General features: G+C 56.5%; 23 protein-coding genes. 17 read left to right on the top strand and 6 right to left on the bottom strand.

Annotated elements, in window-relative coordinates:
- Positions 1-28: 28 nt before the first annotated feature.
- Positions 29-286, bottom strand: coding sequence for a TIGR02647 family protein (locus B3K78_RS06025; protein WP_204996860.1), 258 nt, complete (start codon positions 284-286; stop codon positions 29-31).
- Between the two features lie 113 nt (positions 287-399).
- Here B3K78_RS06025 and B3K78_RS06030 point away from each other — a divergent pair, with 113 nt between their 5' ends.
- Positions 400-1,878, top strand: coding sequence for an amidase (locus tag B3K78_RS06030; RefSeq protein WP_286694721.1), 1,479 nt, complete (start codon positions 400-402; stop codon positions 1,876-1,878).
- Between the two features lie 9 nt (positions 1,879-1,887).
- On the opposite strand, the gene B3K78_RS06035 is transcribed toward B3K78_RS06030, so the two are convergent.
- Positions 1,888-3,330, bottom strand: coding sequence for a succinylglutamate desuccinylase/aspartoacylase family protein (locus tag B3K78_RS06035; RefSeq protein WP_286694722.1), 1,443 nt, complete (start codon positions 3,328-3,330; stop codon positions 1,888-1,890).
- A 220-nt stretch (positions 3,331-3,550) separates the two neighbouring features.
- Here B3K78_RS06035 and B3K78_RS06040 point away from each other — a divergent pair, with 220 nt between their 5' ends.
- The 5 genes from B3K78_RS06040 (at position 3,551) to pbpG (ending at position 7,750) form a co-directional block, all read left to right on the top strand.
- Positions 3,551-5,098 (top strand): 2-isopropylmalate synthase, encoded by a 1,548-nt coding sequence (locus B3K78_RS06040; RefSeq protein WP_286694723.1) that lies wholly within the window; start codon positions 3,551-3,553, stop codon positions 5,096-5,098.
- On the top strand, positions 5,098-5,847 hold the full coding sequence (locus B3K78_RS06045; RefSeq protein ID WP_286694724.1) for a hypothetical protein: 750 nt from the start codon (positions 5,098-5,100) through the stop codon (positions 5,845-5,847). Before B3K78_RS06040 ends, B3K78_RS06045 begins: the two co-directional genes overlap by 1 nt.
- A complete protein-coding gene (rimI, locus tag B3K78_RS06050; protein WP_286694725.1) occupies positions 5,840-6,301 on the top strand; it encodes a ribosomal protein S18-alanine N-acetyltransferase in 462 nt (153 codons plus the stop codon). The genes B3K78_RS06045 and rimI overlap by 8 nt, the downstream gene beginning before the upstream one ends.
- Positions 6,302-6,306: 5 nt before the next feature.
- Positions 6,307-6,705: a hypothetical protein gene (locus B3K78_RS06055; RefSeq protein WP_286694726.1), complete on the top strand. Its 399-nt coding sequence runs from the start codon at positions 6,307-6,309 to the stop codon at positions 6,703-6,705.
- Between the two features lie 136 nt (positions 6,706-6,841).
- A complete protein-coding gene (gene pbpG / locus B3K78_RS06060; RefSeq protein WP_204996867.1) occupies positions 6,842-7,750 on the top strand; it encodes a D-alanyl-D-alanine endopeptidase in 909 nt (302 codons plus the stop codon).
- Between the two features lie 28 nt (positions 7,751-7,778).
- On the opposite strand, the gene B3K78_RS06065 is transcribed toward pbpG, so the two are convergent.
- From B3K78_RS06065 to B3K78_RS06080, 4 genes are all read right to left on the bottom strand, one after another.
- Entirely contained in the window at positions 7,779-8,177 is a 399-nt protein-coding gene (locus B3K78_RS06065; RefSeq protein WP_286694727.1) for a response regulator, read from the bottom strand.
- Positions 8,178-8,188: 11 nt separating this feature from the next.
- On the bottom strand, positions 8,189-9,970 hold the full coding sequence (locus tag B3K78_RS06070; RefSeq protein WP_286694728.1) for a sensor histidine kinase: 1,782 nt from the start codon (positions 9,968-9,970) through the stop codon (positions 8,189-8,191).
- Positions 9,971-10,081: 111 nt separating this feature from the next.
- Positions 10,082-11,572 carry an FAD-dependent oxidoreductase gene (locus B3K78_RS06075; RefSeq protein WP_286694729.1) on the bottom strand — a complete coding sequence of 497 codons (1,491 nt, stop codon included), beginning with the start codon at positions 11,570-11,572 and terminating at the stop codon, positions 10,082-10,084.
- 178 nt (positions 11,573-11,750) lie between these two features.
- The gene (locus B3K78_RS06080) at positions 11,751-14,222 is read right to left on the bottom strand and encodes a TonB-dependent receptor (protein WP_286694730.1); all 2,472 of its coding nucleotides are present in this window, start codon (positions 14,220-14,222) and stop codon (positions 11,751-11,753) included.
- Positions 14,223-14,558: 336 nt separating this feature from the next.
- Between B3K78_RS06080 and fabV the strand changes: the two genes are divergently transcribed.
- The 11 genes from fabV (at position 14,559) to B3K78_RS06135 (ending at position 25,900) form a co-directional block, all read left to right on the top strand.
- Entirely contained in the window at positions 14,559-15,749 is a 1,191-nt protein-coding gene (gene fabV, locus B3K78_RS06085; protein WP_286694731.1) for an enoyl-ACP reductase FabV, read from the top strand.
- Between the two features lie 134 nt (positions 15,750-15,883).
- Complete coding sequence (locus B3K78_RS06090; protein ID WP_286694732.1) at positions 15,884-17,266, top strand: MATE family efflux transporter; 1,383 nt, start codon at positions 15,884-15,886, stop codon at positions 17,264-17,266.
- 52 nt (positions 17,267-17,318) lie between these two features.
- A complete protein-coding gene (locus B3K78_RS06095; RefSeq protein ID WP_239547849.1) occupies positions 17,319-18,152 on the top strand; it encodes an MBL fold metallo-hydrolase in 834 nt (277 codons plus the stop codon).
- A gap of 113 nt (positions 18,153-18,265) precedes the next feature.
- Complete coding sequence (gene ald / locus B3K78_RS06100; protein WP_286694733.1) at positions 18,266-19,375, top strand: alanine dehydrogenase; 1,110 nt, start codon at positions 18,266-18,268, stop codon at positions 19,373-19,375.
- Between the two features lie 132 nt (positions 19,376-19,507).
- Positions 19,508-21,160: a FadD3 family acyl-CoA ligase gene (locus B3K78_RS06105; protein WP_286694734.1), complete on the top strand. Its 1,653-nt coding sequence runs from the start codon at positions 19,508-19,510 to the stop codon at positions 21,158-21,160.
- A complete protein-coding gene (locus tag B3K78_RS06110; RefSeq protein WP_286694735.1) occupies positions 21,157-21,669 on the top strand; it encodes an Lrp/AsnC family transcriptional regulator in 513 nt (170 codons plus the stop codon). The genes B3K78_RS06105 and B3K78_RS06110 overlap by 4 nt, the downstream gene beginning before the upstream one ends.
- 3 nt (positions 21,670-21,672) lie before the next feature.
- Positions 21,673-22,164 (top strand): Lrp/AsnC family transcriptional regulator, encoded by a 492-nt coding sequence (locus tag B3K78_RS06115; protein WP_204996875.1) that lies wholly within the window; start codon positions 21,673-21,675, stop codon positions 22,162-22,164.
- 137 nt (positions 22,165-22,301) lie between these two features.
- The gene (locus B3K78_RS06120) at positions 22,302-23,177 is read left to right on the top strand and encodes a CoA transferase subunit A (protein WP_286694736.1); all 876 of its coding nucleotides are present in this window, start codon (positions 22,302-22,304) and stop codon (positions 23,175-23,177) included.
- A gap of 21 nt (positions 23,178-23,198) precedes the next feature.
- Positions 23,199-24,002: a CoA-transferase subunit beta gene (locus B3K78_RS06125; RefSeq protein WP_286694737.1), complete on the top strand. Its 804-nt coding sequence runs from the start codon at positions 23,199-23,201 to the stop codon at positions 24,000-24,002.
- 75 nt (positions 24,003-24,077) lie between these two features.
- The gene (locus tag B3K78_RS06130; RefSeq protein ID WP_286694738.1) at positions 24,078-25,145 is read left to right on the top strand and encodes an NAD(P)H-dependent flavin oxidoreductase; all 1,068 of its coding nucleotides are present in this window, start codon (positions 24,078-24,080) and stop codon (positions 25,143-25,145) included.
- The gene (locus tag B3K78_RS06135; RefSeq protein ID WP_286694739.1) at positions 25,145-25,900 is read left to right on the top strand and encodes an enoyl-CoA hydratase family protein; all 756 of its coding nucleotides are present in this window, start codon (positions 25,145-25,147) and stop codon (positions 25,898-25,900) included. Before B3K78_RS06130 ends, B3K78_RS06135 begins: the two co-directional genes overlap by 1 nt.
- The last annotated feature ends 19 nt before the right edge of the window (positions 25,901-25,919 follow it).

The following is a 25,919-nucleotide window of genomic DNA, read 5'->3' on the forward strand; positions in this document are numbered from 1 at the left end:
GTGGTCGCCAGTGAGTGAATTGTTACACCTAGTGCAGCGACGCGCTTTCCATATGGGTACCCAAGACCGTTGTCAGGCTATCCAGGTGACGCATAAGCTCAATGCCGGCGTCGGTGAGATAGCCACCGTCTATGCGGCTGATGATGCCTTTGCTAAACAAGCGTTCGGTCGCGGCAATCAGCGCGGGGTCGGCATCGTGATGGACCTTGATGCCCTCCAGGCCCGAGGCGGGATTGAACTGGGAAAGCACACGAATTTCTTGCAAGATACTGTCCGACATTCTCATGGGCGAAGGCTCCAAATTAACAAAAACTGGCAGGCCTGAATCAATGTAGCCAGCATCGAGCAACTTTTCCATTGTTCGGCGTTCGGGCCGCGACACTAACTAGGATAACGATCATGTTCAGCGAATACTCTCAGTTCGACGCGATGGAATTGGCGGCTCTGGCGCGCCGTGGAGAGGTGTCGGCACAGGAATTATTGGATGCGGCACTGGCCAGGGCCGCCGCCTGTAACCCGCAGTTAAATGTGCTGATCCATAGTTTTGCCGATCGCGCCAGACAGCAGATTATTGATGGTCTGCCAGAGGGGCCCTTTCAAGGTGTGCCCTTTGTGCTGAAGGATCTAATGGCGATGTTCGCCGGTGAACCGATTTGTATGGGGAGTCGCGCGTTGTCCTATACCCCCCGTTATGACAGCGAGCTGGTAAAGCGCTATAAAGCGGCCGGACTGAATATTTTTGCGAAGTCGAATACGCCGGAATTTGGGCTGATTATCACCACCGAGCCCAAGCGTTTTGGCCCGTCTCACAACCCGCATCGGCAGGGTTACAGCACGGGTGGCTCCTCAGGGGGGAGTGCAGCAGCTGTGGCGGCGGGCATTGTACCCATTGCCCACGGTGGTGATGGTGGCGGCTCGATTCGCTTCCCTGCGAGCTGGTGTGGTGTGTTTGGTTTAAAACCGTCACGAGGCCGCAACCCAATGGGCCCTGATCTGGGGGAGGATTGGCAGGGGGCGGTGGCAGAGCATGTGTTGAGTAGAACCGTTCGCGATAGTGCCGCCATGCTCGACTGCACAGCCGGGCCGGAGCTGGGGGCGCCCTACAATATTCGGCCGCCTGAGGGCAGTTTCCTTGCGGCCGCTGAGCGGGACCCAAAGCCTTTGCGTATTGCCCTGTGCCGAGAGTCGCTGGTGCCGACCGATGTTGACCCCGAGGTACTGACAGGGCTGGAACAAACCGCTGAGCAACTGGCGGCGCTGGGACACCGGGTGGAGGAAGCTGAGCTGTCGGTCGATCGAGACCAAATGTGGCGCGACTTTCTGGTTATTGTCGGGGCAGAGGTAGCCGGTTTGCTGCGCCGTATTCAACGAGATTACCCCGGCAGTGACATCCGCCGCTGTGAACCCTCAACCAAAAATCTGGCAATGATGGGGCGCTCCTTTTCCGCGGCAGACCTCGTGGAGGCGCGCTACGGCTGGCACAAAGTGCAACGTGCCGCGGGTGAGTTGATGGCCGATTACGATGTCATACTTTGCCCGACAACGCCCACCGCTGCTGTGCCACACGGTCAGTTACCGCCGTCACCCTGGGAGGCTGCACAAATGCTGGCGTCTCACCGTATGAATATAGGCCGAGCGTTAATGCGTAGCGGATTGGTGGAAAAAATGGCCTTGCCGGTGCTCGGGAAAATGGCCTACACCCTGCTTGGCAATATTACGGGCCTGCCTTGCATGTCGGTGCCGCTGTATAAAACCAGCACCGGGCTGCCGTTTGGTATGCAATTTATCGCCGGTATGTGTGAAGAAGAGTTGTTGTTTAGCTTGGCAGGGCAGCTAGAGCGAGAAGTGGGCTTTACCGACCTCCCGCTGCTGGCCTAGCGCGCGGCGTTATTCCGGGTGCTCGTCTATCTCGCGGTGTTGGGTGTCTTCAGGCAATGACGCCGCATCGGGAGCGAGGTGGTCACCCGCTTTGGGTTTGGCGGGCTTCTCCTCCAGCAGGCGGCCAGCGTCCTTGGCGGCTTCTTTCACCGCCTCGCGGGCAGCATCGCTCACAGTTTTTGGGTCATCGCTGCGCTCGGCGGCAGACTTCGCCGCCTCACGTGCTGCTTCTTTCATATTTTCGGCAACCGGTTCCAGCGCTTCGGCTACCACGGAGTCGGCGACCTTTTCCGCCGTGACGCGCTTCTCGTCGGCAGCGATGCCCACATGGTAGGCGGCAAAGCCCGGCATGACCATTTGATTGAGCGCCATACCGATGATCTGGCCGTCCACGCTGCTGCGGATCACGCTGGACCGGTTGGTGATTGGGTCGGTAACGGTGCCAAGGATATCGCCCTTTTTCACGTTTTCGCCCAACTTGCTCTCCGACAGAAAAACGCCGCTTTGCTCGGCGCGTAGCCAGAGTGATTTATAAAAGACTTTCTGTTTGGGAGCGCGAACGGGTTTGTCGTCGATCATCTTCATGTAGTGCATAACGGCTTTAATACCGTTGACGCTCTGCTTCACCTCTTTGAGCTGCATTCGCAAGGGTTCACCGGCTTCAAGCGTAACGGCTGGAATGCCAGTGTCGACCGCGGCGCGGCGAAGGGTGCCCTTGGCACCGGCGCCATCTAATACCGTGACATCGTGAAACATTTTGCTAAATTGCTGCACGCTCTCTTTGCCCAGGTCACTGCGCAGCTGAGTGAGGTTGGTGCGATGGAAGGAACCGGTATGAATATCGATAAGGCGGTCGCAGTGGGAAATCACCTCATTGAAAAAGCTGTGGGCAATGCGGCCAGCGGAGCTGCCCTGTGCATCGCCGGGGAAATAGCGGTTGAGATCGCGGCGATCAGGCAGGTAGCGAGAGGTGCGCAGAAAACCGTGCATGTTGACGATCGGTACGCCAATGACGGTGCCATTTAGCTTGTCGCTTTCCAGGCTGAACATCACGCGGCGAATAGTTTCCACGCCGTTGAGTTCATCGCCGTGCACCGCCGCCGTAAGGCACAGTGTGGGCCCGGGGTTCACGCCAGCGGCAACCAAAACCGGGGTGGGCATGGCGAGCCCGGCTACGGCTTGCCCCGCGGTCCAATAGAGGCGTTGAAAACTGCCGCGCAGAATATCGTGGCCGAGTATGTTTAAGGCGATATTGGGGTCGGCTTCGGGCACTTCTGCGCGAGCGATGATCGCCGCGGAGCGTTTTTGCCGTGGCGTTTGCAGGCCGTTGCTGGGTTTGGCGGCGGCTTCTTCCAATGACTTGCTCTGTTGCTCGTTAGCTAAGGCACTGCTAGTCACAGTAGGCAGTGCAAGCAGTGCTATGAGGCTTATCGTCAATGGCAGTGCACGCATAATTGAACAGCTCCGACGGTCGATTCGAGGTTTAAAAGGCTACTTAGCCGTGCCCGGCGGCGCAGGTCAAGTGCACGACAGGCTTATGTGCATGTTTGATGTCGATACGCCGACAAGTTCCGCAGAGCGCGCGGCGAGTGTTAAATTGGGGGCGCGGTAATGGTCCACAAAGTCTATAATTGGGCCATTCTCATCAGTGCAGTGGCAGAAGGAGCACGGAGTGGCACAAGACAGGCTGGTAATTTTTGATACAACCTTGCGAGACGGCGAGCAAAGTCCCGGTGCGTCAATGACGCGAGAGGAGAAGGTTCGCATTGCCAAGATGCTGGAGCGCATGGGTGTGGATGTTATCGAGGCGGGTTTTGCAATTGCCAGTGTCGGAGATTTTGAGTCGGTAAAAGCCGTTGCAGAGGCCGTGAGTGAGAGTACGGTATGTAGCTTATCACGGGCGGGCGCGCAGGATATTGATCGCGCTGCCGAGGCATTGAAGCCGGCCAAGCAGGGTCGTATCCACACGTTCATAGCAACCTCGCCTATCCACATGCAGTATAAGTTGCGGATGCAGCCAGATGACGTGGTCGAGCGCGCTGTATCGGCGGTTAAGCACGCACGCAATCTCGTTGGCGATGTGGAGTTTTCCTGCGAGGATGCGTCTCGCTCCGAGTTTGATTTTTTATGCCGAATTATCGAGCAGGTCATCGACGCCGGAGCGTCAACGATCAATCTGCCGGATACCGTGGGTTATGGTGAGCCCGGTGAATATGGCGAGCTGATTCGGCGCTTAATAACCACCATTCCCAACGCCGACAAAGCCATATTTTCTGTGCACTGCCACAACGACTTGGGCCTGGCAGTGGCCAACTCATTATCGGCAGTGATGAATGGTGCTCGCCAGGTGGAGTGCACCATCAACGGCTTGGGTGAGCGCGCGGGTAACGCCTCTCTTGAAGAAATCGTTATGGCTGTTCGCACCCGGCGCGATGTGTTCCCGGTTGATGTGGGAATAGACACTACGCAAATTGTGCCGACATCGCGGTTAGTCTCGTCGATTACGGGCTTTCCTGTGCAGCCTAATAAGGCGATTGTCGGTGCCAATGCGTTTGCCCACGAGTCGGGTATTCACCAAGATGGCGTGCTGAAGCATCGCGAAACCTATGAAATTATGCGCGCTCAGGATGTGGGTTGGCACACCAACAAGCTGGTCCTGGGTAAGCATTCGGGCCGCGCTGCCTTCAAAGCGCGCCTTGAAGCGCTGGGCATAGAAGTCGCTCATCAAGGTGCGCTCGATCTCGCTTTCACCCGTTTTAAAGAACTGGCGGACAAGAAGCACGAGATCTTCGACGAGGACCTGCAGGCGTTAATGAGCGACGTGCAGCCGGGTGATAAACCGCAGCGCTACCAGCTGCAAACCCTGGAGGCGGTGTCGCGCAGTGGCTTTAAGCCTCGCTCCGATATTTTATTGAGCATTGATGGTGAATCTCACAGTGTCAGCGCGGAGGGTGACGGACCTGTCGACGCGGCGTTTAAAGCGCTTGAGTCGGCGGTAAACTCCGGCGCAAAACTGGAACTTTACTCAGTTAATGCAATTACTCAGGGCACCGACTCGCAGGGCGAGGTGCAGGTGCGTCTCGCCAAGAATGGCCGTATCGTCAATGGCAATGGTGCGGATACCGATATCATTGTCGCTTCGGTCAAAGCGTATCTGGACGCATTGAATCTGCTGGAGCTGGACAACGCCCGTGCTCATCCCCAGCGCGAGGGCGTGTAGTGAGCGCTGAGCTTCAGCATGCTTACTTAAAGGCCATGGGGCTACCGCTCTATGTGCCGCGCTTTTGTCTGCCGGGCGCCAAGCCCAGTGTTCGTGCTGAATACGCGCAGGCGCCTGAGCCGCCGCGCGATGCCGTAGTTGAATTAGAGCAGCCACTTGAAACCGGGGCGCCGAATATCGATACGGCGTCTGCGCGCCGTGCGCTGGGAGAGCTGACCGCAAGTAAAGATTCGCCGGCAGAGAAGCCGGTTGAGAAGCGCTCTGCCACGGCGGCGACTGCCGAGACTGAGCGCAGCACCGCGCTGCGTTTTACTGCTAGCCTGGTCGATAGTGGCATCGGTATACGGTTCTTGGCCGACTGCAGCAATTCGGACCTATCACCGGCCAGTAAACGGCTTGTCGCCAATATTGCCCGAGCGATGGCGCGGCACTGGCAGCGTGAGCAGCAACTGTCGCTATCGGCCACCGTGTTTGATTGGCCTATTGTGAAAGTGCCGGGCTTGCTATCGAGCGAAGAAGAAGCGCGCGAGGCGCTGAGTGCCTACCTTATTGCGCAGCGTGGCAGCACTGTCACCGCGAATGTGGTTATTGTGTTTGGGGATTCATTGCGCCCCTATGTCGATGGCGACTATCTGGCCGCGCATTCTGCGAATCTGATTCAGGCGCCCAGTGTCGAGGTTTTACAGACGCGCCTCGGCGCGAAAGCCGAGTTATGGGCGGCATTACGGGCTGTTCAGGCAAGTGTCTAAGACGCTCGACTTCGTTGAACTACGCAGTGTCGATTTGCCGGCCTGCCTAATGCTTAGTCGCCACAGTGACCCCTATCCCTGGCGAGATGAAAATTGGCGGCGCAGCCTGCGAGACGATTACTGCTTCGCGCTGCGCGAGGGTAGCGGGTTGATCGCGATTGCGGCGTTTTCCCTGGTTTTAGACGAACTCAGTCTGCTCAATATTATCGTTAGCGATAAACAGCGCGGTCGCGGTCTTGGACGACAGCTCCTCTGTGACGGGTTGGAGTGGATGCAGCAAATAGGCGCCCAACGCTGCTTTTTGGAGGTGCGTGAATCCAACGTTCCGGCGCGTGCCTTGTATCGGGCTTTGGGTTTTACCGAAGACGGTATCCGAAAAAACTATTACCCCTCGGCCAACGGTCGCGAAGATGCCATCCTCATGTCGACGCCGTTGCCCTTGTATACAGGATAATTCCCATGCGTGAAGTCGAAAGTGATTTTTGGTTTATTGCGTTGCCTGAGCAGTGGCACAGCGAACGTGACGACGACAGTATTTTAATCTTCGATGAAGACGAGCTGGGTTGTATCTGCCTCAGCAACCTGCAATCCGATGACGGCAGGGTCGACCCACAGGGGCTTGAGCGACTGATCGCTGAAATGGGGCACTCGCTGAGTGATGGCGAGCGAGTCGAGGTTGGTGAAGCGTGGCGCGGTTGGGAGTTTGCTGGCGAAGACCAAGGCGACTTTATACGTGAATGGTATCTGATGGCGGAGGATCATTTGCTGCTTGTCACTTATACCTGCGCCATGGAGGATCGAGACATGGATCGCGGCGCCGTAGACGAGATTCTGGACAGTCTTCGTTTGAAAGCATAACTATACCAATGGTTTAAAATCACTTGGCGAAGTTGTTGTAACCTAGCGTTTGTGTTAAGAAAGGCGACAGCGCGCACAGTTGCGGCCCCTGAGCTGTGCTAATGTCTGGCTAAATAAAAACGTTAGGGCAAAGTCTATGAGAAGTTTGAGTTCTCTCATCACCGCCATACTTATTATATTCAGCGGTAGTGTTTTTGCTGGGAACACGCAGGAACGATTAAAGCTGGCATCCGTTAGCGCATTGGCAATGGATGCGGAAAGCGGCGAGCTCTTGTTCCAAAAGCACGCTAATCTTCGCATGCCGATCGCATCGCTGACCAAGGTGATGACGGCGATGGTCATCCTTGATAGTGCCCAGCCCCTAAATGAAAAAATTCGCTTCAGCGACGTAGATCGCCGGGCGATCAATTACTACTTTTCCCGTATTCGGGTTGGCTCAGAGCTCCCCAGAGGTGAACTGCTAAGGCTTGCCCTAATGTCCTCCGAAAACCTTGCTGCAGCGGCGTTGGCGAATAATTATCCGGGCGGGGAGCGGCAATTCGTAGCGGCGATGAACGCTAAGGCCGCCGAATTGGGGATGAAGAACACACGGTTCGTCGACAGTAGCGGCCTGTCGCCTAAAAATACCTCGACGGCGCTTGATCTCGCAAAAATGGTGGCTGCAGCTGCCGAGTATCCGGAAATCAAAGAATATTCCACAACGCCCGTTCACACGGCAAATTTTAGCCGTCCGCAATACCGTCTGGCTTACGTCAATACGAATCCTTTGCTGCGCTATGAACGCTGGCAGGCCGAAGTGAGTAAGACCGGTTACTTAGATCTGGCGGGACGCTGTCTGGTAATGAAAACCGAAGTGGATGATCGCCCGGTCGTTATGGTAATGCTGGATTCATTCGGTAAGAGTAGCCCGGTGGGGGATGCAGGCCGGATCAAGCGCTGGATTGAAAGTGGTGAGAGTGGCCGCGTGGCATCGTCAGCGCTGAGCTATCAGCGCAATAAACTGGCGGGCTATATGGCTAAGCAGGCAACAGCGAGTCTGCGTTAGGACTGGCGCTTCAGTGATTTCTCGGTAATTAGGACGGTTCAAGCTGCATAGTCAGGCCGTCCAACCAATCTTTTTGTAGCGGTTTGCTGATGTAGCCTTCAATCAGCGGGTGCGCTTCCGCACGCTCACGGTCTTTCGGGTCGGTCGACGTTGACAGCATGTAAATATCCGCTGTTCGCTGCTCCTTGGTCAGGCAGCGGCTGTAGTGATTGAGAAATTCCCAGCCGTCGACCGAGGGGATGTTGATATCCAGGAAGATGATGTCCGGCATGGGGTGCTCGCCATCCAAGGCGGCAATCAGGTAGTCGAGGGCGCTTAATGCCGAGGTGCAAGCGGTGATCTGCGTCGCTATACCGGCCTGCTCCAGTAATAACTGGTGGTAGTAATTGTCGGCGTCGCTGTCATCGACCAACAGTATGGAATTCACACTCGGACTCATTATTTTTCGCCCTTCGGTACGGTGAAATAGAAACAGCTACCTTTTCCGACCTCGCTTTCCACCCAAATTTCGCCACCCATCAGTTTTGAAAGTTTTTTGCAGCTGGCCAAGCCTATGCCGCTGCCGGGGATATCTTCGTGTCGGTGTAGTCGTTTGAATACATCAAAGATAGCATTCTGATGCGCGCTGTCTATACCAATACCGTTATCGCAAACACTGAATAACCATGTACTCTCTTTTTCGGTGCACTCGATCTCTACTTGTGCGGCCCTGTCGTTTGCGCGGAATTTTATCGCATTGGTAATCAGGTTTTGTAAAAGCTGGCGGATCTCATTGCGCCCGACCTGAATGGTCGGCATTGCTCCAACGCGAACTTCCGCTTGACCGTCCGCTAGTTGCCGGCCGAGATCATCGCGCAATTCGGCGAGTAATTCAGTGCAATCTACCGTTTCAACTTGGTAGCTGAAGTCTATGCGGCTGTAGTTGAGTAGGGCGGTGAGAAGCTCTTCCATGCGCGTAGCAGCAGCCTGTATAAAGCCGATGGCTTTGCCGCGCTGTTCGTCCGTCATACTGCCATCATCATTTTTGAGCAGCTCGCTGTAATTTCCCAGGCTTCTCAGCGGCTCACGCAGGTCGTGTGAGGCAATAAACGCAAAGCGCTCCAACTGGTGATTGCTTTGCTCCAGCTTATCAATGGTCTGGGTCAGGGCGGCGGCGTTTTTCTCTGAGCTGGCCAACATACGCTGCGCAAAATTAAAACTGCGGCGGTGAGCGCGGCTCAGACTGATAAACAGCAGCAGGAGCATGGCATCAATAACCAGGGCGCAGACCAGGATGATCTTGGGCTGCGAATCGTCAGTATTACGCCAGAAACTTGGGCTGCTGGCCGTCGCGATCTGCCATTCACGGCCGTAGATATTCAGCTTGTATTCGGCGAACAGGCCCTGTTCCTCATGGTTGTCAGGGAACTCATCGTACAGCACGGTATCGCCATCAGAAATGCGTAAAAATATGTCCCGTTGTTGCTGTTCCAGTGTTCCGCGCATCAGTTCAGCGACCACAAAAGGCGCGTAGACCATGCCTGCGAAATTGGCGCGGCGTTCCTCTAATGTTTCACTGTGTTGGCGATAAAATGGCGCGTAGAAAAGAAACCCCGGCGTTTTATTAGCGTCCTGAACCAGTACGATGGGGCCGGTAATTTGTGCTTTGCCGCTGTCTCGGGCGTTAAGTGCGGCGCGCAATCGGTTAGCCTCATGGGCGACATCAAGGCCAATGGCTGCGGCATTTTTATCTTCCGGCATGATAAAGGTGATGGGCAGCAAAAAGGGTAGGGTGTGCTGCGGGTGCACCTTATATGCCGGGCGGTCCCGTCGGTGCGTAGCAAGGTAGTCGTCTAACTGCTGCCGAGGCACATAGTCGATAACACCAATGCCGTTAATACCCGGATATTTATCGCTAATGTGTAAGGCCGAGGAGAAGCGCCGCCACGTTGCCAGGTCGACCGCTTGACTATGGGAGTGCTTAGCGGCGACACCTGCCCAGAGGGCATCTTCGTACTTGTGGAGCCGTTCCTGAATCAGGCCAGCAACCTGGGAACTGTAGCGTTGGAAGCGGCTTTCGCGCTTGTCCTGTGCTTGGCGCTCAGCGTATTGCCAAACAAAAAAAGTGAGCACGAGCGAAAGTGCCAGCACACTCCAGTGCGCACCGTGTAAGCGACCTGAGCGTTCGATACTGCGCCGTTCGTCGGCTAGCTCTTGTTGTTCAGTTGTCGTGCTGGACATAGCAAACGTGTAATTATGTTTAGTTGCTACGCTAACACAAATGGTGTGGCAGGCCTGCCTCGAAAACGTAGGTAGTTTCCGAGGCAGGGGTTAGTGGTTTTGCCGCTGAATTTAACGAAGAGCGGCTTGCTTGCCGGCCATGCGACCAAAGAACGTTGCGTCACCCACTGACATGCCACTGGCGTAACCCGCTGCTGTTCGTGGAATACCCGCAGTGGTGCGGCCGGCAGCATAAAGGCCGGGAATGACCTCTTTGTCGCCGTTCAGCACTTCTCCGGTCGGTAAGCTCTCAAGCCCACCGAGTGTGAAGAATGGATAGAAGGGGCCGCGCCCCAGAGTGCAGTCCAGGGCAACGTAAGGCGCTTGAATTGGCCGCAGCCAGGCCTCTGATTTATGGAATAGGGGGTCTTCTCCGCGCTCTGCATTTTGGTTGTAGGTATCCAGACTGTGCTGCAAGCTGCCCTCGGGCAATTCCAGTTCCTGTTCAAGCTCGGCAATGCTTTCACCGGTGCCGGCAACTTGGGCACCGAGGTAGCTCATCTTTTCGTAGTCGCCGTAGCCGTCAACGTCGGTGATCAGGTAGATACGCTTTGAATTTTGCTGCTGAAGCAAAGCGTTATAGCCAACGCGGCCGTGATAGCAGTCTTCGTTGATAAAGCGCTGGCCCTTATCGTTGACCAAAATGCCGTAAGTCAGTGACGACGGTGGGTAGTATGGGAGGCTGACAAAGCACTCGTGCATATTGGTGACCGCTGCACCTGCACCCATGCCCATACGGATGCCGCTGCCGGTGTCACCGGGATTGCCGATTGGTGTCAGGCCGCAGTCAAACTGGGGAGCATATTGGCGCAGCATGTCTTCATTCATGCAGAACCCGCCGGCACAGAGGATTACGCCTTTAGTCGCTCGCACGTACTGCTCTTTCTGGTTGATGCGCACCACGATGCCAACGACTTCGCCTTCATCGCTTTGAACCAAGGTCAATGCCCGGGCTTCGTAATGAACGTTAATCGCCGGGCGCTGTTCCACCGCGTCAGTAAGAATTTTCATCAGCAGCGGGCCGCCGTTGTCGCCCTCTACTTCAAGGTTGTGTCCGCGGGGCACGGGTTTTGCCTGCTCGTAGAAGGGGTAGGCTTTTTCATTGCCGGTAAACAGCAGGCAGTCATCGGTCAGGGCCATAATGGCGCGCTCTTTTAGCTCGCTCATTTTGAAGGGAACGCCCATGCCGGTAAGCCATTCATAGTGCTTGATGCTGTTTTCACAGTAGTGCTGTAATTTCGCGTCATCGGCCTGATTGCCAAAGCATGCGCGCAGATAGCTCAGCATATTGTCAGTGTCGTCTTCGTAGCCACAGGCTTTCTGAACCGGCGTACCGCCATTGCCACCCATGTAAATCTCAGCGCTTGAGAGTGCCGTGGAGCCACCGCTGGCACTGGCTAACTCAAACAGGGCGACCGAGGCGCCTGCATCGGCTGCTTCAATCGCCGCGCAAGCACCTGCGCCGCCGAAGCCGACAATGGCTACATCTGTTTCAATATCCCAGTTGCTCACATCGCTGGCGCGGAGGGGGTTGCTGGGGCTGCTTTTATCTTTATCGCTCATAGTGGTGACTCTTTTAATATGTCTGTATTAAAAACTGCGTCTAATCTACTGTTTTTCGCCTTTTTCGGCAACCGCCTAGTGCTTGCGTTTCCAGGGTTTAATGTTGCTGGCGATGACTTTTCTGCATGTTGCAGGCAAAAAAAAGGGCTGCATAAGCAGCCCAAGTAAGACCAATTGCTTAGTACTCGTAGAAGATGTCGATGCCGTAGGTACGGGGCTCACCCCAAATTACCGAGCGGTCTGCCTGAGGCAGGTTGTCGACCGCTGTCAGCTCGTACTCCTCATCCAGCAGGTTCTTCGCCCACAGGCCCGCAGCGAGGCGGCCGCCAGCAAAGGGAACGTCGGTCAGGCTAAGGCGAGCGTTAACTAGCTCGTACTGACGCAGCTGCGTGTTTTTAACGTTTTCAGCACGCGAGCCGCCGTTGCGCTCGTCCATGTAGTTCACGCTGACGTTCAGGCTGGTGCGGCCCCAGTCGGCTTGCAGCAGAGTGTAGTCAGCCGAGGCAGTGAAGCTGTGCTCCGGTGCTGAGAAGAATACGAACTGGTCAGAGGCGTCGTTGCCATTGATGTCGGTGGCCTTGGTAACCTCGGTGTCGAGGTAGGCGTAGTTCAACATCATCAACAAGTTTTCTGTGGCCAGGAAGGTCACGTCAGCCTCAAAGCCGAACATCTCTGCTTCACCAGCGTTAGTGACCTTAGTATCTGCCACTGTGCCCGCCAGGATGAAGTTCAGCTGCATGTCCTCGTATTCACTGAAGAATACATCGGCGTTGATACGCAGGCGGCGATCCATCAGCTCGCTCTTAATACCCAGCTCGTAGGAGGTCACGTACTCAGCGTCGAAGCCATCAGCGTAGCCAAAACCGTAGTCGTTGCCGTCAGTCGCAGGGCCTTGGTTGCCGTCCTGCTGCGGGTCACGGGTGTTAAAACCACCAGACTTGTAGGCCTCTACACGCTTGGCGTAGATGTTGATGTCGTCAGTCAGGTCGTACTCGGCAACAAAGCTGAATGAGTCGTTACTGAAGTCCTGAGACGCAGGAATGTTGTCAAAATCGCGGCATGTGCCATTGGTAATGTCGCCGCCACACTGTGCAAACGAAACATCGATGGGGCCGACGGGGGTTTCTGCGTAAGTGCGGTCGATCTGGAATTTAACGGTAGAGCGCTTGTCCTCGGAGCGACGTGCACCGAAGGTCAAGTGCAGGCGGTCGTCCAGAATATTCGGTGTCCAGGTGAATTGACCAAACACCGCCGCCGCTTCGTTTTCAATATCGTAAACCTGGCTAAGCATGTTTACTGCGCGGGTGCTGCTAAGCAGGCCGCCGATGACCGGGATGTCGATATTGATTGGGCCACTCAGCTGGTGGTGAAGTGGGCCGTTATCTTCAGTTGCTTCTTCGTGGAAGTAGTAGGCGCCAACAATATAGTTTACGCGGCTTTCAAACAGGTCGCCGCTGATCTGCAATTCGTGAGAGTACTGCTCCTGGTTTACCTTGGGGTAGACCAGTGGCAAGCATTGGCCTGCTCCCATTACCGCTTCTGCGGCCGCGCCGCAGTACTCGTTCGAGTCCAGGCGGAAGATATCTTTACTTTCAGAATTGTCGCCATGTGGGCTTTCACCTGGCTCCAGGGGTACGCCGCCGCCGAGGTCAGCATAGGACTTATCGAACAGCTCGCGGTAGGCGCCGATGTACTTCACTTGGGTGTTTTCAAAGTCTTTGGTCAGCGTGAAAGCGAAGCCTTCAATATCGGTGGTTGAAGGCTCGAAAGGCATTACCGTACCGACGCGTTTCTGGCGAGAATCCGAATAGCTCGCTTTTTGGCCTGCCGATACTAAGTCAGCCTGGCTGCCAGGGATCGGTGTACGCGGACGAACGTGCTGATACTGAGTGTTGTAGTAGTCGAAATCCGACTTGTCGTAGGCAAAGTCCATTGCCAGTGAGTCAGTGATATCCCAACGCAGATCGACGCGGTAGCCCTCTACGTCGCGGTCACCAAAGTCGCCGCCGGGGCCGGTGTTTTCAATGTGGCCATCCTGCATCGTGCGCATCGCCGCCAACTTCACTGCGATGGTATCGCTAAGTGGCAGGTTCAGGGTGCTCTTTGATGTAAACAGGTTGCGGTTACCTGCGGTGAATTTCTGCTTAAACTCGATGCCTTCAGTGGTGGGCTTCTTGGTCACCAGGTTGATCGCGCCACCTGTGGTGTTGCGGCCATAAAGAGTGCCCTGCGGGCCGCGCAGAATTTCGATACGTTGCAGATCTGCTACATCCAGTGCGGTACCTGTTGAGCGGGCGATATAGACGCCGTCTACATAAATACCAACCGGTGGATCCTGGGTGATTTGCGCGTCTGAAATACCAATACCGCGAATAAAGATACGCAGTGTGGCATTATTGATTGGGAAGGGTTCAATGGTCAGGCTTGGAACCTTAGAGCCGATGTCGCCCAGGCTGCTGATGCCTTCAACTTCGAGGCGGTCTTCGCTGAACGCGGTCAATGAGATAGGCGTGTCCTGCAGTGACTCAGCTTTCTTTTGAGCCGTTACAATAACTTCCTCAAGCGCGGCTTGTGCGTATAGCGATGGCGCAAACGCCGACAAGCCCAGCCCGCCCAGTGCAGCGAGGGATTTAAGCTTACTGACTTTCATATATCACCCTTTTTTTGTAAGACGCAATGCGATTGCGACTGCGTAGTTTCCCTTGATTATTCGGAATTATGGTTATTTCTTATTGCGCATAAAGCAGATTTTGTGCAATTAGTTACACTATTGTTACTTTTATGAGAGGAATCATAGCACAGCGTTTCCCGGTAGCTGGGTAGTCTGAAACGATTATGTGCCGCGGTCATTGGCTAGAAAAATTGTGCTCGTTGTCGCCTTAGCCAGTGGGGCTTTCAAAGTTGACAGTGCATATTAGTCGCCGACTAAAGCAGGCCGTATAATGCCCCACAATTCAGGGCTAATAACGATGGAGCAGGACAGCGAATGATCATTAAACCCCGTGTGCGCGGCTTTATGTGTGTAACCACTCACCCCGTAGGCTGTGAGGCGAATGTTCGCGAACAAATTGACTATGTGAAGGCGCAGGGGGCTATCGAAAACGGCCCTAAAAAAGTGCTGGTGATCGGTTCTTCCACTGGCTACGGCCTGGCCTCGCGGATCAGTGCCGCCTTTGGTAGTGGGGCGGCCACGCTGGGTATCTTTTTCGAGAAAGAGGGCACCGAGAAAAAGCCGGGCACCGCAGGCTGGTATAACTCGGCGGCGTTTCACAAGTTCGCCGAGGCCGAAGGGCTGTATGCCAAGAGCATCAATGGCGACGCTTTCTCCGATGAAATAAAGCAAAAAACCATCGCGCAAATAAAGGAAGACCTGGGGCAGGTTGACCTCGTGGTGTACAGCTTGGCGGCGCCGCGTCGTCAGCACCCCAAAACCGGTGAAATCTATAATTCGACCTTGAAGCCCATCGGCAAGGCGGTCAGCCAGCGCGGCGTGAACACCGATAAAGAAGTCATCGAAACAGTCACGCTGCCCGAGGCTTCTCAGGAAGACATCGACAACACGGTGGCCGTGATGGGCGGTGAAGATTGGCAGATGTGGATCGACGCCCTCGATGAGGCCGGTGTGCTTGCTGATGGCGCCAAGACGACTGCCTACACCTATCTCGGTGAGCGCATCACCTGGGATATCTATTGGCATGGCACCATCGGTCAGGCGAAAAAAGACCTGGATAAACGCGTGGTCGACATTCGCCAGCGCTTGGCGGCCAGGGGTGGCGACGCCAGAGTCTCAGTGTTGAAGGCGGTGGTGACTCAGGCGAGCTCAGCTATTCCGATTATGCCTTTGTACTTGTCGCTGTTGTTCAAGGTGATGAAAGCCGACGGCAGTCACGAAGGTTGTATCGAACAGGTATACGGGCTGTTTCGCAACAGCCTCTACAGCGATGCGCCAGTGCTGGACGACGAGGGCCGGCTGCGCGCCGATGGTCTGGAGCTGCGTGAAGAGATTCAGCAAGCCGTGGCTGAGGCCTGGGATCAGGTGACGACAGAAAACCTCCACGACCTCACCGATTTTGCGGGCTACAAGCACGAGTTTTTGAAGTTGTTTGGCTTTGATATCGACGGCGTGGATTACGACGCCGATGTCGACCCCGTGGTGGCGATAAAAAACATGGTGTAAGTCGCTGAATTAGCCGTGCAACGGGAGCATTAGCTCCCGTTTTTATTTGTACAGAAAAAATTGATTCGGGCGGTTTGCGGCGCCGCGTTGCCTGCGTTAGAGTGCAGGCCGAATCTGTCCCACCGAGAGTCTCAATGTCGTCCTCCCAGCAACAGGAATTACGCAGCCAGCTGCGTATTGCTCTGCCTATTTTTGGTGGCCAGTTGGCCCAGTCTGCCAACGGATTTGTAGACACCGTCATGGCCGGCCGCGTCTCGGCACTGGACTTGGCCGCTGTGGCAGTTGGCGCCAGTATCTGGGTGCCGGTATTTCTGTTTCTGACCGGCTTGCTAATGAGCACGACCTCGGTGCTGGCCCGCCATATGGGTGCAGGTCAGCACCATCGGGTGAGCCCGATTATGCAGCAGGCGGTGATGCTGGGTTTGCTATTTGGGGTACTGGCATTTTTCCTGTTGCGAAACACGGCCCCTGTGCTGGCCTGGATGGATGTTGATGAGTCGATGCGTCCAATGGTGCGAGAGTACCTGCGGGGCCTGAGTTGGGGCTTGCCGGCCATTGCCGTGGTATTGGCGCTGCGCAGTTACACCGAGGCGAGGGGAGACACCCGGCCCGTATTGTGGATTAGCGTGATAGGGTTGCTCGTCAATATCCCGGTGAACTACGTGCTGATCTACGGCAAATTGGGTTTTCCCGCAATGGGCGGCGTTGGCTGCGGGTGGGCCACGGCGGTGGTGATGTGGCTGATGGCGGCGCTGATGATTTTTTACGTATTGCGCCATCCCAGTTATGCAAACTCCGATGACCGCTTCAAACTGAGCCCGTGGCGGCTGGAACCGGCGACCCTGAGGTACTTATTTGGCTTGGGCTTGCCTGTGGCCTTGGCGATATTTTTTGAAGTCAGCATTTTTGCGGTGATAGCCTTGTTGCTCAGCCAGTCCGGCCCCATCATCGTGGCGGGCCATCAACTGACCCTGAATTTCACCTCGCTGGTCTTTATGCTGCCGCTCAGTTTTGCCCTGGCGGCAACGGCGCGCATCGGCCATGCGCGCGGTCGCGAGGACGAACAAGCGCTGCGCACCGCGATAAACGTCGCCTTTCGCATTACGCTGTTTATTGGTTTTGCGGCGGCGAGCTTGTTGGTGCTGACGCGGCAGTGGATTCCCCGCATCTACACCGACAACGCAGAGGTTATTGCGCTGGCCAGTTATCTGCTGCTGTTCGCCGCGCTCTATCAAGTTTCAGACGCTCTACAAGTGACTGCCAATGGCTGCCTGCGCGGTTTTGAAGATACCCGTGTGCCGATGTTGCTCACGCTATTTGCCTATTGGGGCGTGGGTTTGCCGGTGGGCTATGTGCTGGCAACCGGGCAGTGGCAGCTGTCGCCGATGGGGCCAAGCGGCTACTGGTTGGGCTTGTGTGCCGGGCTGAGTTGCTCGGCGCTGTTACTGGGTGCACGGTTGCTATGGCGTTTGCGCAGTCCACTGCAGGCGGCGCACAACAAAGCGCCTCTGCTTTGACGGCCCACTGCGAAATCGACACACTTGTAGCGTGAAAGGCGGAGCACAGACAATGCAAAGTGGAATTCTCGAGCAATTGCGACCGACGGTACATCGAGTGATCGCGCCAAACCCCGGCGTAATGACCGGCCCCGGCACCAATAGTTACTTACTTGGCCGTCGCCGTATAACCCTGCTCGATCCGGGGCCGCCAATGGCCGAACATGTGGAGGCTCTGGAGGCCGCTTTGCGCCAAATTGGCGGCGAGCTTACGCAAATTGTTGTGACCCACACCCATCCGGACCACTCTCCCGCGGCGGCCATGCTGGCAGAGCGTTACGATGTGCCGCTGCTTGGGCGGGCCATTGCTGATGATGGTCATCAGGACACGAGCTTTTCGCCACACATTGAGCTGCAGCACGAGCATGATATTGATGTCGATGGTGAGCGCTTAATCGCCGTGCATACCCCCGGGCATGTCGACAATCACTTTTGCTTTCTCCATGAGGCCAGCGGCCTGCTGTTTACCGGCGACCATATTATGGAGGGGTCGACGGTGGTGATTATCCCTCCCGCCGGTGATATGGCCGACTACATTGCGTCGCTTGAACGCATGCTGGAATACCCGCTTCAGGCTCTGGCGCCGGGGCACGGTCGCCTTATTGACGAGCCCCGCGCGGAAATCGAGGCGCTGATAAAACACCGCCTGGGGCGAGAGCACAAAGTGCGCCAAACACTTGAGTCGCAGCAACGCCCCCAGGCGCTGGATGGCTTGGTGGTACACGCCTACGACGATGTTGACCCTGCCCTGCACCCCATAGCCCAGCTCTCGCTGTGGGCCCATCTGTTGAAATTGCAAAAAGACGGCGAAGCGATAGAGCGCGACGGTCTATGGCAGCGCGTGTAAATCCGTAAGCCGCGATAAGGCCGTTGCCCTTTCGCCAAATTGGTAATCTTGTAGATATCAGCCATATTTCCTGTGAGAGAGCTGCCCTTTGTGCGGTGTAACGGGAGATCGATATGCGTATCGGCGTGCCAAAAGAGCAAAAAGCGCAGGAATATCGTGTGGGTTTGACGCCCAGCGCGGTGCGTCAGCTCACTGAGCAGGGTCACCAAGTCGTCGTTGAAGAGGGCGCAGGTCAGGGATCGGGCTATCTGGATGACGAATATCGGCAAGCCGGTGCTAACGTGTTGTCAGGCGCTGAAGAGGTCTACGCGCAAGCGGCGCTTATCGTCAAAGTGAAAGAGCCCCAGCCTGGGGAAATTGACCTGCTGCGCGCGGGCCAGTGCTTGTTCTGTTATCTCCATCTCGCCCCCGACATTGCGCTATGTGATGACCTGCTTGCCAGCGGCGTGACGGCTATCGCTTATGAAACGATTACCGACGACGCGGGCCGACTGCCTCTGCTAAAGCCAATGAGTGAAATTGCGGGGCGGCTCTCAGTGCAGGCCGGGGCGCACTGTTTGGAAACTGCGCAGGGCGGTCGGGGCGTATTGCTGGGTGCTGTTGCCGGGTTGCCGCCAGCAAAAGTGTTGGTGCTCGGTGGGGGCGTTGTGGGCAGTCAGGCCATCGACGTGGCGCTGGGAATGGGGGCAACGGTAGCGGTGGTTGAAAAGCAGCGACAGCGCCGGGATCAGTTGGCCGCTCATTACAACAGTGCGCACCTGGCGGTACTGGCCGAGCTCGATTGCCAGGCGGTGTTGCCCAATGTCGATATGGTGGTTGGAGCGGCCTTGGTGCCGGGCGCGCGAGCGCCGCAGCTACTTAAGCGAAGCCATCTCCAACTGCTGAATGCCGGTGCGGTATTGGTCGACGTTGCGGTCGATCAGGGCGGCTGTTTTGAAAGCAGTCGTCCGACCAGTCACCAGCAGCCCACATTTATTGATCAGGGTATTGTCCATTACTGCGTCGCCAATATTCCCAGTGCAGTATCGCGAACGGCGAGCCTGGCATTGAGTCAGGCAACGCTGCCCTACGTGCAGCGCATCGCCAGCAGTGACTTGCCCAGCATTGCGGCAACGCCGGGGATACGCGACGGTATCAATATTGCCGGTGGTGCCGTTTACTGCCCGGCGGTGGCCGAGGCGCAGCAGCGTCCGCTGGCCGATCTGGCGTCACTCACAGCCTAGGTTAACGTCATCCGAAGGGATTAGTTATCAGTGTTATGCGTAGTATTTAATAGATAATGCTACGCAAAGTCTTGTTGTATTGCGGTTCTGCTTCTAGACTCTATGTTTTCGCCGATGTTTAGGGGCTTGAACATGCCATCGTCTAAATCGCCTTCTGCCAATGCTTCTGGTCGCGCTGATCAGCTTGCTGATCTCACCTTGCCGCCGCTGACTGTCCCCCGTTTGATGGGGTGGGCTGCTCAGCAGTACGGTGCAAAAACGGCAATACAGGCAGACGACGAGGTGCTCAGTTATCGGCAACTCAATGATCTTCGCCGCAGCGCCGGTCGTGCGTTCATGGCGCTGGGGGTTCAGTCGGGTGACCGGGTGGCTATTTGGGCGCCGAATAGCGCGCGCTGGATTATTGCCGCGCTGGGCTTGCAGTCAGTAGGTGCTGTGTTGGTGCCTCTTAATACCCGTCTGCAGGGCCCCGAGGCTGCCGATATTCTCGCGCGGGCCGGAGTGAGTGTATTGCTGACTGTCGGTGCGCTGGAGGGGGCGGTTCCCGCCGAGGTGGTGAAAAGCGAAAGCCTACCGGCCTTGCGCCACAGTGTTCGACTGGACAGCGACGGCGACAGCGCGGATCAGTTGGGGTGGGCGGCATTTATGGCGAAGGCCAGCGAAGCCGACGACGCTGCCTTCATTGCGCTGGAGCGCGCAATCAATCCCGAAGACAGTGCCGACATGCTGTTTACCTCGGGTACCACCGGCAAGCCCAAGGGCGTGCTGTGTAGTCACGAACAAAACATTCGCGTATTTGCCACCTGGAGCGACACCGTTGGCCTGCGCGCCGACGACAACTACCTGATCATCAATCCCTTCTTCCACTCCTTTGGCTACAAGGCCGGGTGGTTGGCAGCCCTGATTAGCGGGTGCACGATTTTCCCAATGGCGCAGTTTGATCGCCGCCTGGTTATGGAGGCAATTTCTCGCCACCGCATCAGCATGTTGCCCGGTGCGCCCTCACTTTACGAAATGCTACTGGCCGACCCCGAGCGAGGTAATTATGACTTCTCAAGCTTACGCCTCGGCGTAACCGGCGCCGCGACGGTACCCGTAAAGCTGGTAGAGGACATGCGCAGCGAACTGGGTTTTGAAACGGTGGTGACCGCCTACGGACTCACTGAGTCGACGGGGGTGGTGACCATCTGCCGCCCCGATGACGACCCCGAGACCATCGCCAACACCTGCGGCCGCGCGATGCCCGGTGTGGAGCTGAAATGCGCCGATCCGCAAACCGGTGAGGCGCGCGCTGCCGGCGAAGAGGGCGAGGTGTGGTTGCGGGGCTACAACGTTATGCAAGGCTACTTCGATATGCCCGAGGCGACTGCCGATGCCATCACCAGCGATGGCTGGCTGCGCACCGGTGATATTGGCGTTATGGATGAGCGCGGCTACCTGCGCATTACCGACCGTTTAAAAGATATGTACATCATGAACGGTGAAAATGTCTATCCCGCGGAAGTTGAAAAACTGCTCTACGGTTTGAATGGCGTCGCCCAGGCTGCCGTCATCGGTGTACCCAAGGCTCCACAGGGAGAAGTGGGTATGGCCTTTATTGTGCGCCGCGCGGGCAGCGAGCTGTCGGCTGAACAGGTAAAAGCCTTCTGTGCTGAGCAATTGGCGCGCTACAAACTTCCTTACTACGTGGCATTCGTCGATGCCCTGCCAATGAACGCCTCGGGCAAGGTGTTGAAAACGGAACTGGCTGCGCAGGCCGCCCAGCATATTGAGGCCCAGGCGTGAATATTGGCAGCGATGGTGCCATCCCGCCGCTAGCGGGGGATGAGTCCAACCAGGGCATGGACGAGGTGGACTTTCGTATTGTGGCCTTGCTGCGCCGCGACGGGCGCATGCCCTACAAAGCGATTGCTGCCGACCTCGGTCTAACCGAGGCCACTGTGCGCTCGCGGGTGCGTCGCATGGAGGAGGCCGACAGCCTGCGGGTCGTTGCGGTTACCGACTACGAGGCGGTGGGCTACAGCATGATGTTGGCGGTCGGTATCCAGGTGGAGGGCCGCGCCGCCGATGAGGTCGCAGAAGATTTAGCGAGTTTTGCCCAGGTTTTCTCCGTGTGCCAGGTGGTCGGCACACTGGATATTGAAGCACTGGCGGTGGCGCGTGACCAGGAAGACCTCAACAAGCTGCTCAGTGAGCTGGCTGCCGTGCCCGGTGTGAGAAAGCTGGAGCCATCCGTCGCGCTGGACGTTCTCAAAAATCAGTCAAATTGGGTGCCCTTCGGGCAGGCGGACTAGGCCATGCAGAAGAAACAGCTAGATGAGCTCGATCTGAAAATTCTCGATGGCCTGGCCCATGACGCCCGCACCAGCAACCGCAAAATTGCTGCAGAGCTCGGGATTACCGAGGGCACGGTGCGCTCGCGCATCAAGCGCATGGAAGCCGAAGGCCTGGTGCGCATCACCGCAATGACCAACATCGCGCGGCTGCGAAACCCCATACTGGCTTACATTTGGGTGGAAGTAGAGCGCAGCGCACAGTGCGACGAGCTGGCCAAGCAGTTGGCGGCGGTGCCGGAAATCGGCTTTGTCGGCAAGATGCTGGGCCGCTTTGACTTGCTCGCCATTACGCTGGTGCAGAACCACGCGGAGCTCGCGGCCTTCTTGCACCGGCGTATCAGCGGCCTGCCTGGTGTACTGCGCACCGAATGCTCGTTGGGGGTTAATTTTGTTAAGCATGATTACCGCATGAGCCGGATCGTCGGTCCAGAGCCTGATAATGGGTCAGAATAAGTTTTTGCGTAATCTATTTGGCTTATGGCTTAGGTTTTTTTCATTGGTAAGCTGTAATTTCTAATGTTATGCGTAGTGGAGCTGCGTATGACGGATTGTCTCAAGCGGCAAACCTCGCTTTGTATTAAGGAGTGGACGTGAATAAAGAAATGGCTTTGCAGGAGCTCGTTGGCGAGCTACGCGATGGCATGACCATCGGTATTGGCGGCTGGGGGCCGCGTCGTAAGCCAATGGCGCTGATTCGCGAGATTCTCAAGTCTGATCTTAAAGACCTGACGATCGTGGCCTATGGCGGTGCAGATGTCGGCATGTTGTGTGCTGCCGGTAAGGTGAAAAAAGTGGTGTTCGCCTTCGTGTCGCTGGACTTTATTCCGCTGGAGCCCTATTTCCGCCAGGCTCGTCAGAATGGCGAGATTGAGGTGATGGAAATTGACGAGGGCATGATGCTGCTGGGCCTGCGCGCGGCGGCGTGGGGTTGTCCTTACATCCCGTCTCGTATTGGTCTGGGCACCGACGTTGTCAACCTCAACCCAGACATCAAACTGGTCGACAGCCCTTACGATGAAAAAGAATGGCTGGCGATGCCTGCGCTGAAACTCGATGCGGCGCTGCTGCACGTAGACCGCGCCGACCGTCGCGGCGTTTGCCAGATCAAAGGTCCCGATGTGTATATGGACGAGTGGATGGCGCGCGCGGCCGACAAAACCATCGTCAGCTGTGAAGAGCTGGTCGACACCGAATACTTTGCTCAGGGCGACGAAGCGCGTTACGTGTTCTGGGAGCGCACCATGACCTCGGCGGTTATTCCGGTTGCCGGCGGTGCTCACCCAACATCCTGCACGCCTGAATACGGCTTCGACGTGCCGCACTTCCAAGAGTACAACGCCTCGGCGAAAGAGGGCGGCTTTGAAGCCTACTTCGACAAATACATCAAGGGTCGCAGTGAAGCGGAATACCAGCAAGCTGTGGGTGGCATCGACGCCATCCGTCAACTGCCGCTGCCTGTTTACTGATCGGTCTGAGGAATTCTAGTTATGACTACCCCTGCAACAGAATACAGCCTGGCCGAGCTGATGATTTGTGCCAATGCCAGCGCTTATGACAATGACGGCGAAGTCCTGGTCACCGGCATCGGTGTGCTGCCGCGTATCGCCGCCAGCCTCGCCATGCTGAGCAGCAATACCGATATCATGATGACCGACTCCGAAGCGTGGTTGCTGTCGGAGCCCAATCCCGTCGGCAAACGCGATGCCGACTTCCAGCCGAAGGCGGAAACCTGGATGGGCTTTACCCGCATTTTTGACAACGTATGGAGCGGCCGTCGTCACCTGACCGGTGGGCCAACGCAAATCGACCGCTTCGCGCAAGCCAACATCTCAGCGCTGGGTGGCGACCACAGCAAGCCCAAGGTGCAAATGTTGGGTGTGCGTGGTTTCCCCGGAAACTCGATTTGTCACGCCAACAGCTACCTGGTGCCCATGCACAGCAAACGCGTGTTTGTAGAAGGTGAGTGCGACGTGGTGTGCACCATTGGCTACAACCCGGACCGTCTGCCTAAAGGTTACAGCTTCGACGAGATCGATGTGCGTCAGGTGTACACCAACTTGGGTGTGTTCGACTTCCGTGGTCCCAACCGCCAAATGCAGATCGTTAGCCTTCACCCCGGCGTTACCGTGGAAGAGGTTCAGGAAAATACCGGCTTCCCGGTGCATGTTCCCGCGTCTATTCCAACAACGACGGCTCCCACCGAAGAGCAACTGGACATTATCCGCCGCATTGACCCGCACAACCTGCGCGCCAAGCAGTTGAAGGATAACCCTCCGGGCGTTCGCGGCTAATACGGCCAGGCGCAACAAGCACCGGCCTGTAATGCAGGTCGGTGCTTTGTCGATTCAACGCAGAGCTAATTATTTATGTCGACGCTACTCGATACCCGCATTACCGAATTACTGGGCTGTAAATACCCCATTATCCAAACCGCGATGGGCTGGGTTGCCGACCCGAAACTGGTTGCGGCCACTGGCAATGCCGGTGGTTTTGGTTTTCTGGCCGGGGCAACCATTCCGCCCGAGCAAATGGAAGCCAATATTCTGGAAGTGAAGTCGCTAACCGATGCGAACTTCGGCGTGAACTTCCATATGTATCAGCCCAACGCCGCTGAGATTATTGATCTGGTGATCAAGCACGGCGTTAAGGCAGTGAGCTACTCGCGCTCGCCAGGTAAAGAGATGGTTGCTCGCCTGAAAGAGGCTGGCGTGGTCTGCATGCCAACCGTGGGTTTGCCCAAGCACGCCATCAAGGCAGTAGAGATGGGCGCCGATGCCGTTGCTGTTCAAGGCGGCGAGGGTGGCGGTCACACCGGCGCGATCCCCACGACCCTGTTATTGCCACAAGTGGTGGACGCCGTGGGTGACAAAGTGCCGGTCCTGGGGGCGGGCGGCTTTAAAGATGGTCGCGGTTTGCTGGCGGCACTGGCCTATGGGGCTGACGGCATCGCCATGGGAACACGCTTCTTGTTGACCAAAGAAAGCCCTGTTCCCGAAGCGACCAAGCAGCGCTATCTCGCCTGCAAAGACCCCGGTGCCATCATTCGCAGTGAAGCCCTCGACGGCCTGCCGCAGCGCATGATTTTGAATGACTTCCTCAGCGAGCTGGAGAAAGCCGGGCCACTGAAAAAACTGATTATCGCCTTGCGCAATGGCCTGGCCTTTCGCAAGTTCACCGGCGCCAGCCTGACCTCCCTGCTGCGCTCTGCACTCGCTATGACCAGCAGCGGCGACATTACTAAGTCGCAGGCCATTATGGCGGCGAATGCACCGATGATTATTCAAAAAGCCATGGTCGATGGCCGCCCGGACGAAGGCGTGTTGCCCTCTGGCCAGGTGGCAGGTGTTATCGATGAATTACTGAGTTGTGAAGACCTGATTCGCAGCATTGTCGACGAAGCCGAGTCGCGCTTCGCAAAAATGGGGAACGCATAATGAGCAAGCCATATACCCTGAGCATCAGCGACAGCGGTGTTGCTGAACTAATCTTCAATAAGCCACCGGTTAACGCCTTTGACAGTAACGGCTGGCTGGCCATCGCTGCCGAGATCAATGCCCTGAGCGACAACGACGCGGTGCGCGTAGTGATTATCGCTGCCGAGGGTCGTGGCTTTTGCGCCGGTGTTGATATCAAAGAGCTGGCGGCAAACCCCGCCATGATCACCCGCGTTAACAAGGGCAACTACGACACCTTCAAAGCCATTCACCGCTGCCGCAAGCCGGTCATTGTCGCGCTGCATGGCTTTGTTCTCGGTGGTGGTATTGGTATCAGTGGTGCGGCCGACATCATTGTGGCATCGGAGTGTGCGACCTTTGCCGTACCGGAAGTTGACCGCGGGGCAATGGGCGGCGGCGCACACTTGCAGCGCATGTTCCCGGTGCAGAAAGTGCGCTACATGTACTTCACCGGTGAGGCTATCGATGCGCAAGAGGCCTATCGCCTGGGCGCCATTGAAAAGGTGGTTCCACGTGATCAACTGATGGCAACTGCCCGCGATATTGCCGACAAAATTGCCGAGAAATCACCGCGCATGATCGAGCTGGCTAAGGAAGCCCTCAACGGTGTGGAAGACGGCAACCTCGAAGACAAATACCGCTGGGAGCAGGGCTTTACGCAAGAAGCTTATGCCGAGCCAGACTCGCAGGAAGCCAAAGACGCCTTTGTTGAAAAGCGCGACGCCAAATTTTGATTAACGGCGGGCACCGCCC

It is taken from the genome of Spongiibacter sp. UBA1325, from assembly GCF_002306875.1.
In the GTDB taxonomy this organism is placed as follows: Bacteria; Pseudomonadota; Gammaproteobacteria; order Pseudomonadales; family Spongiibacteraceae; genus Spongiibacter; species Spongiibacter marinus.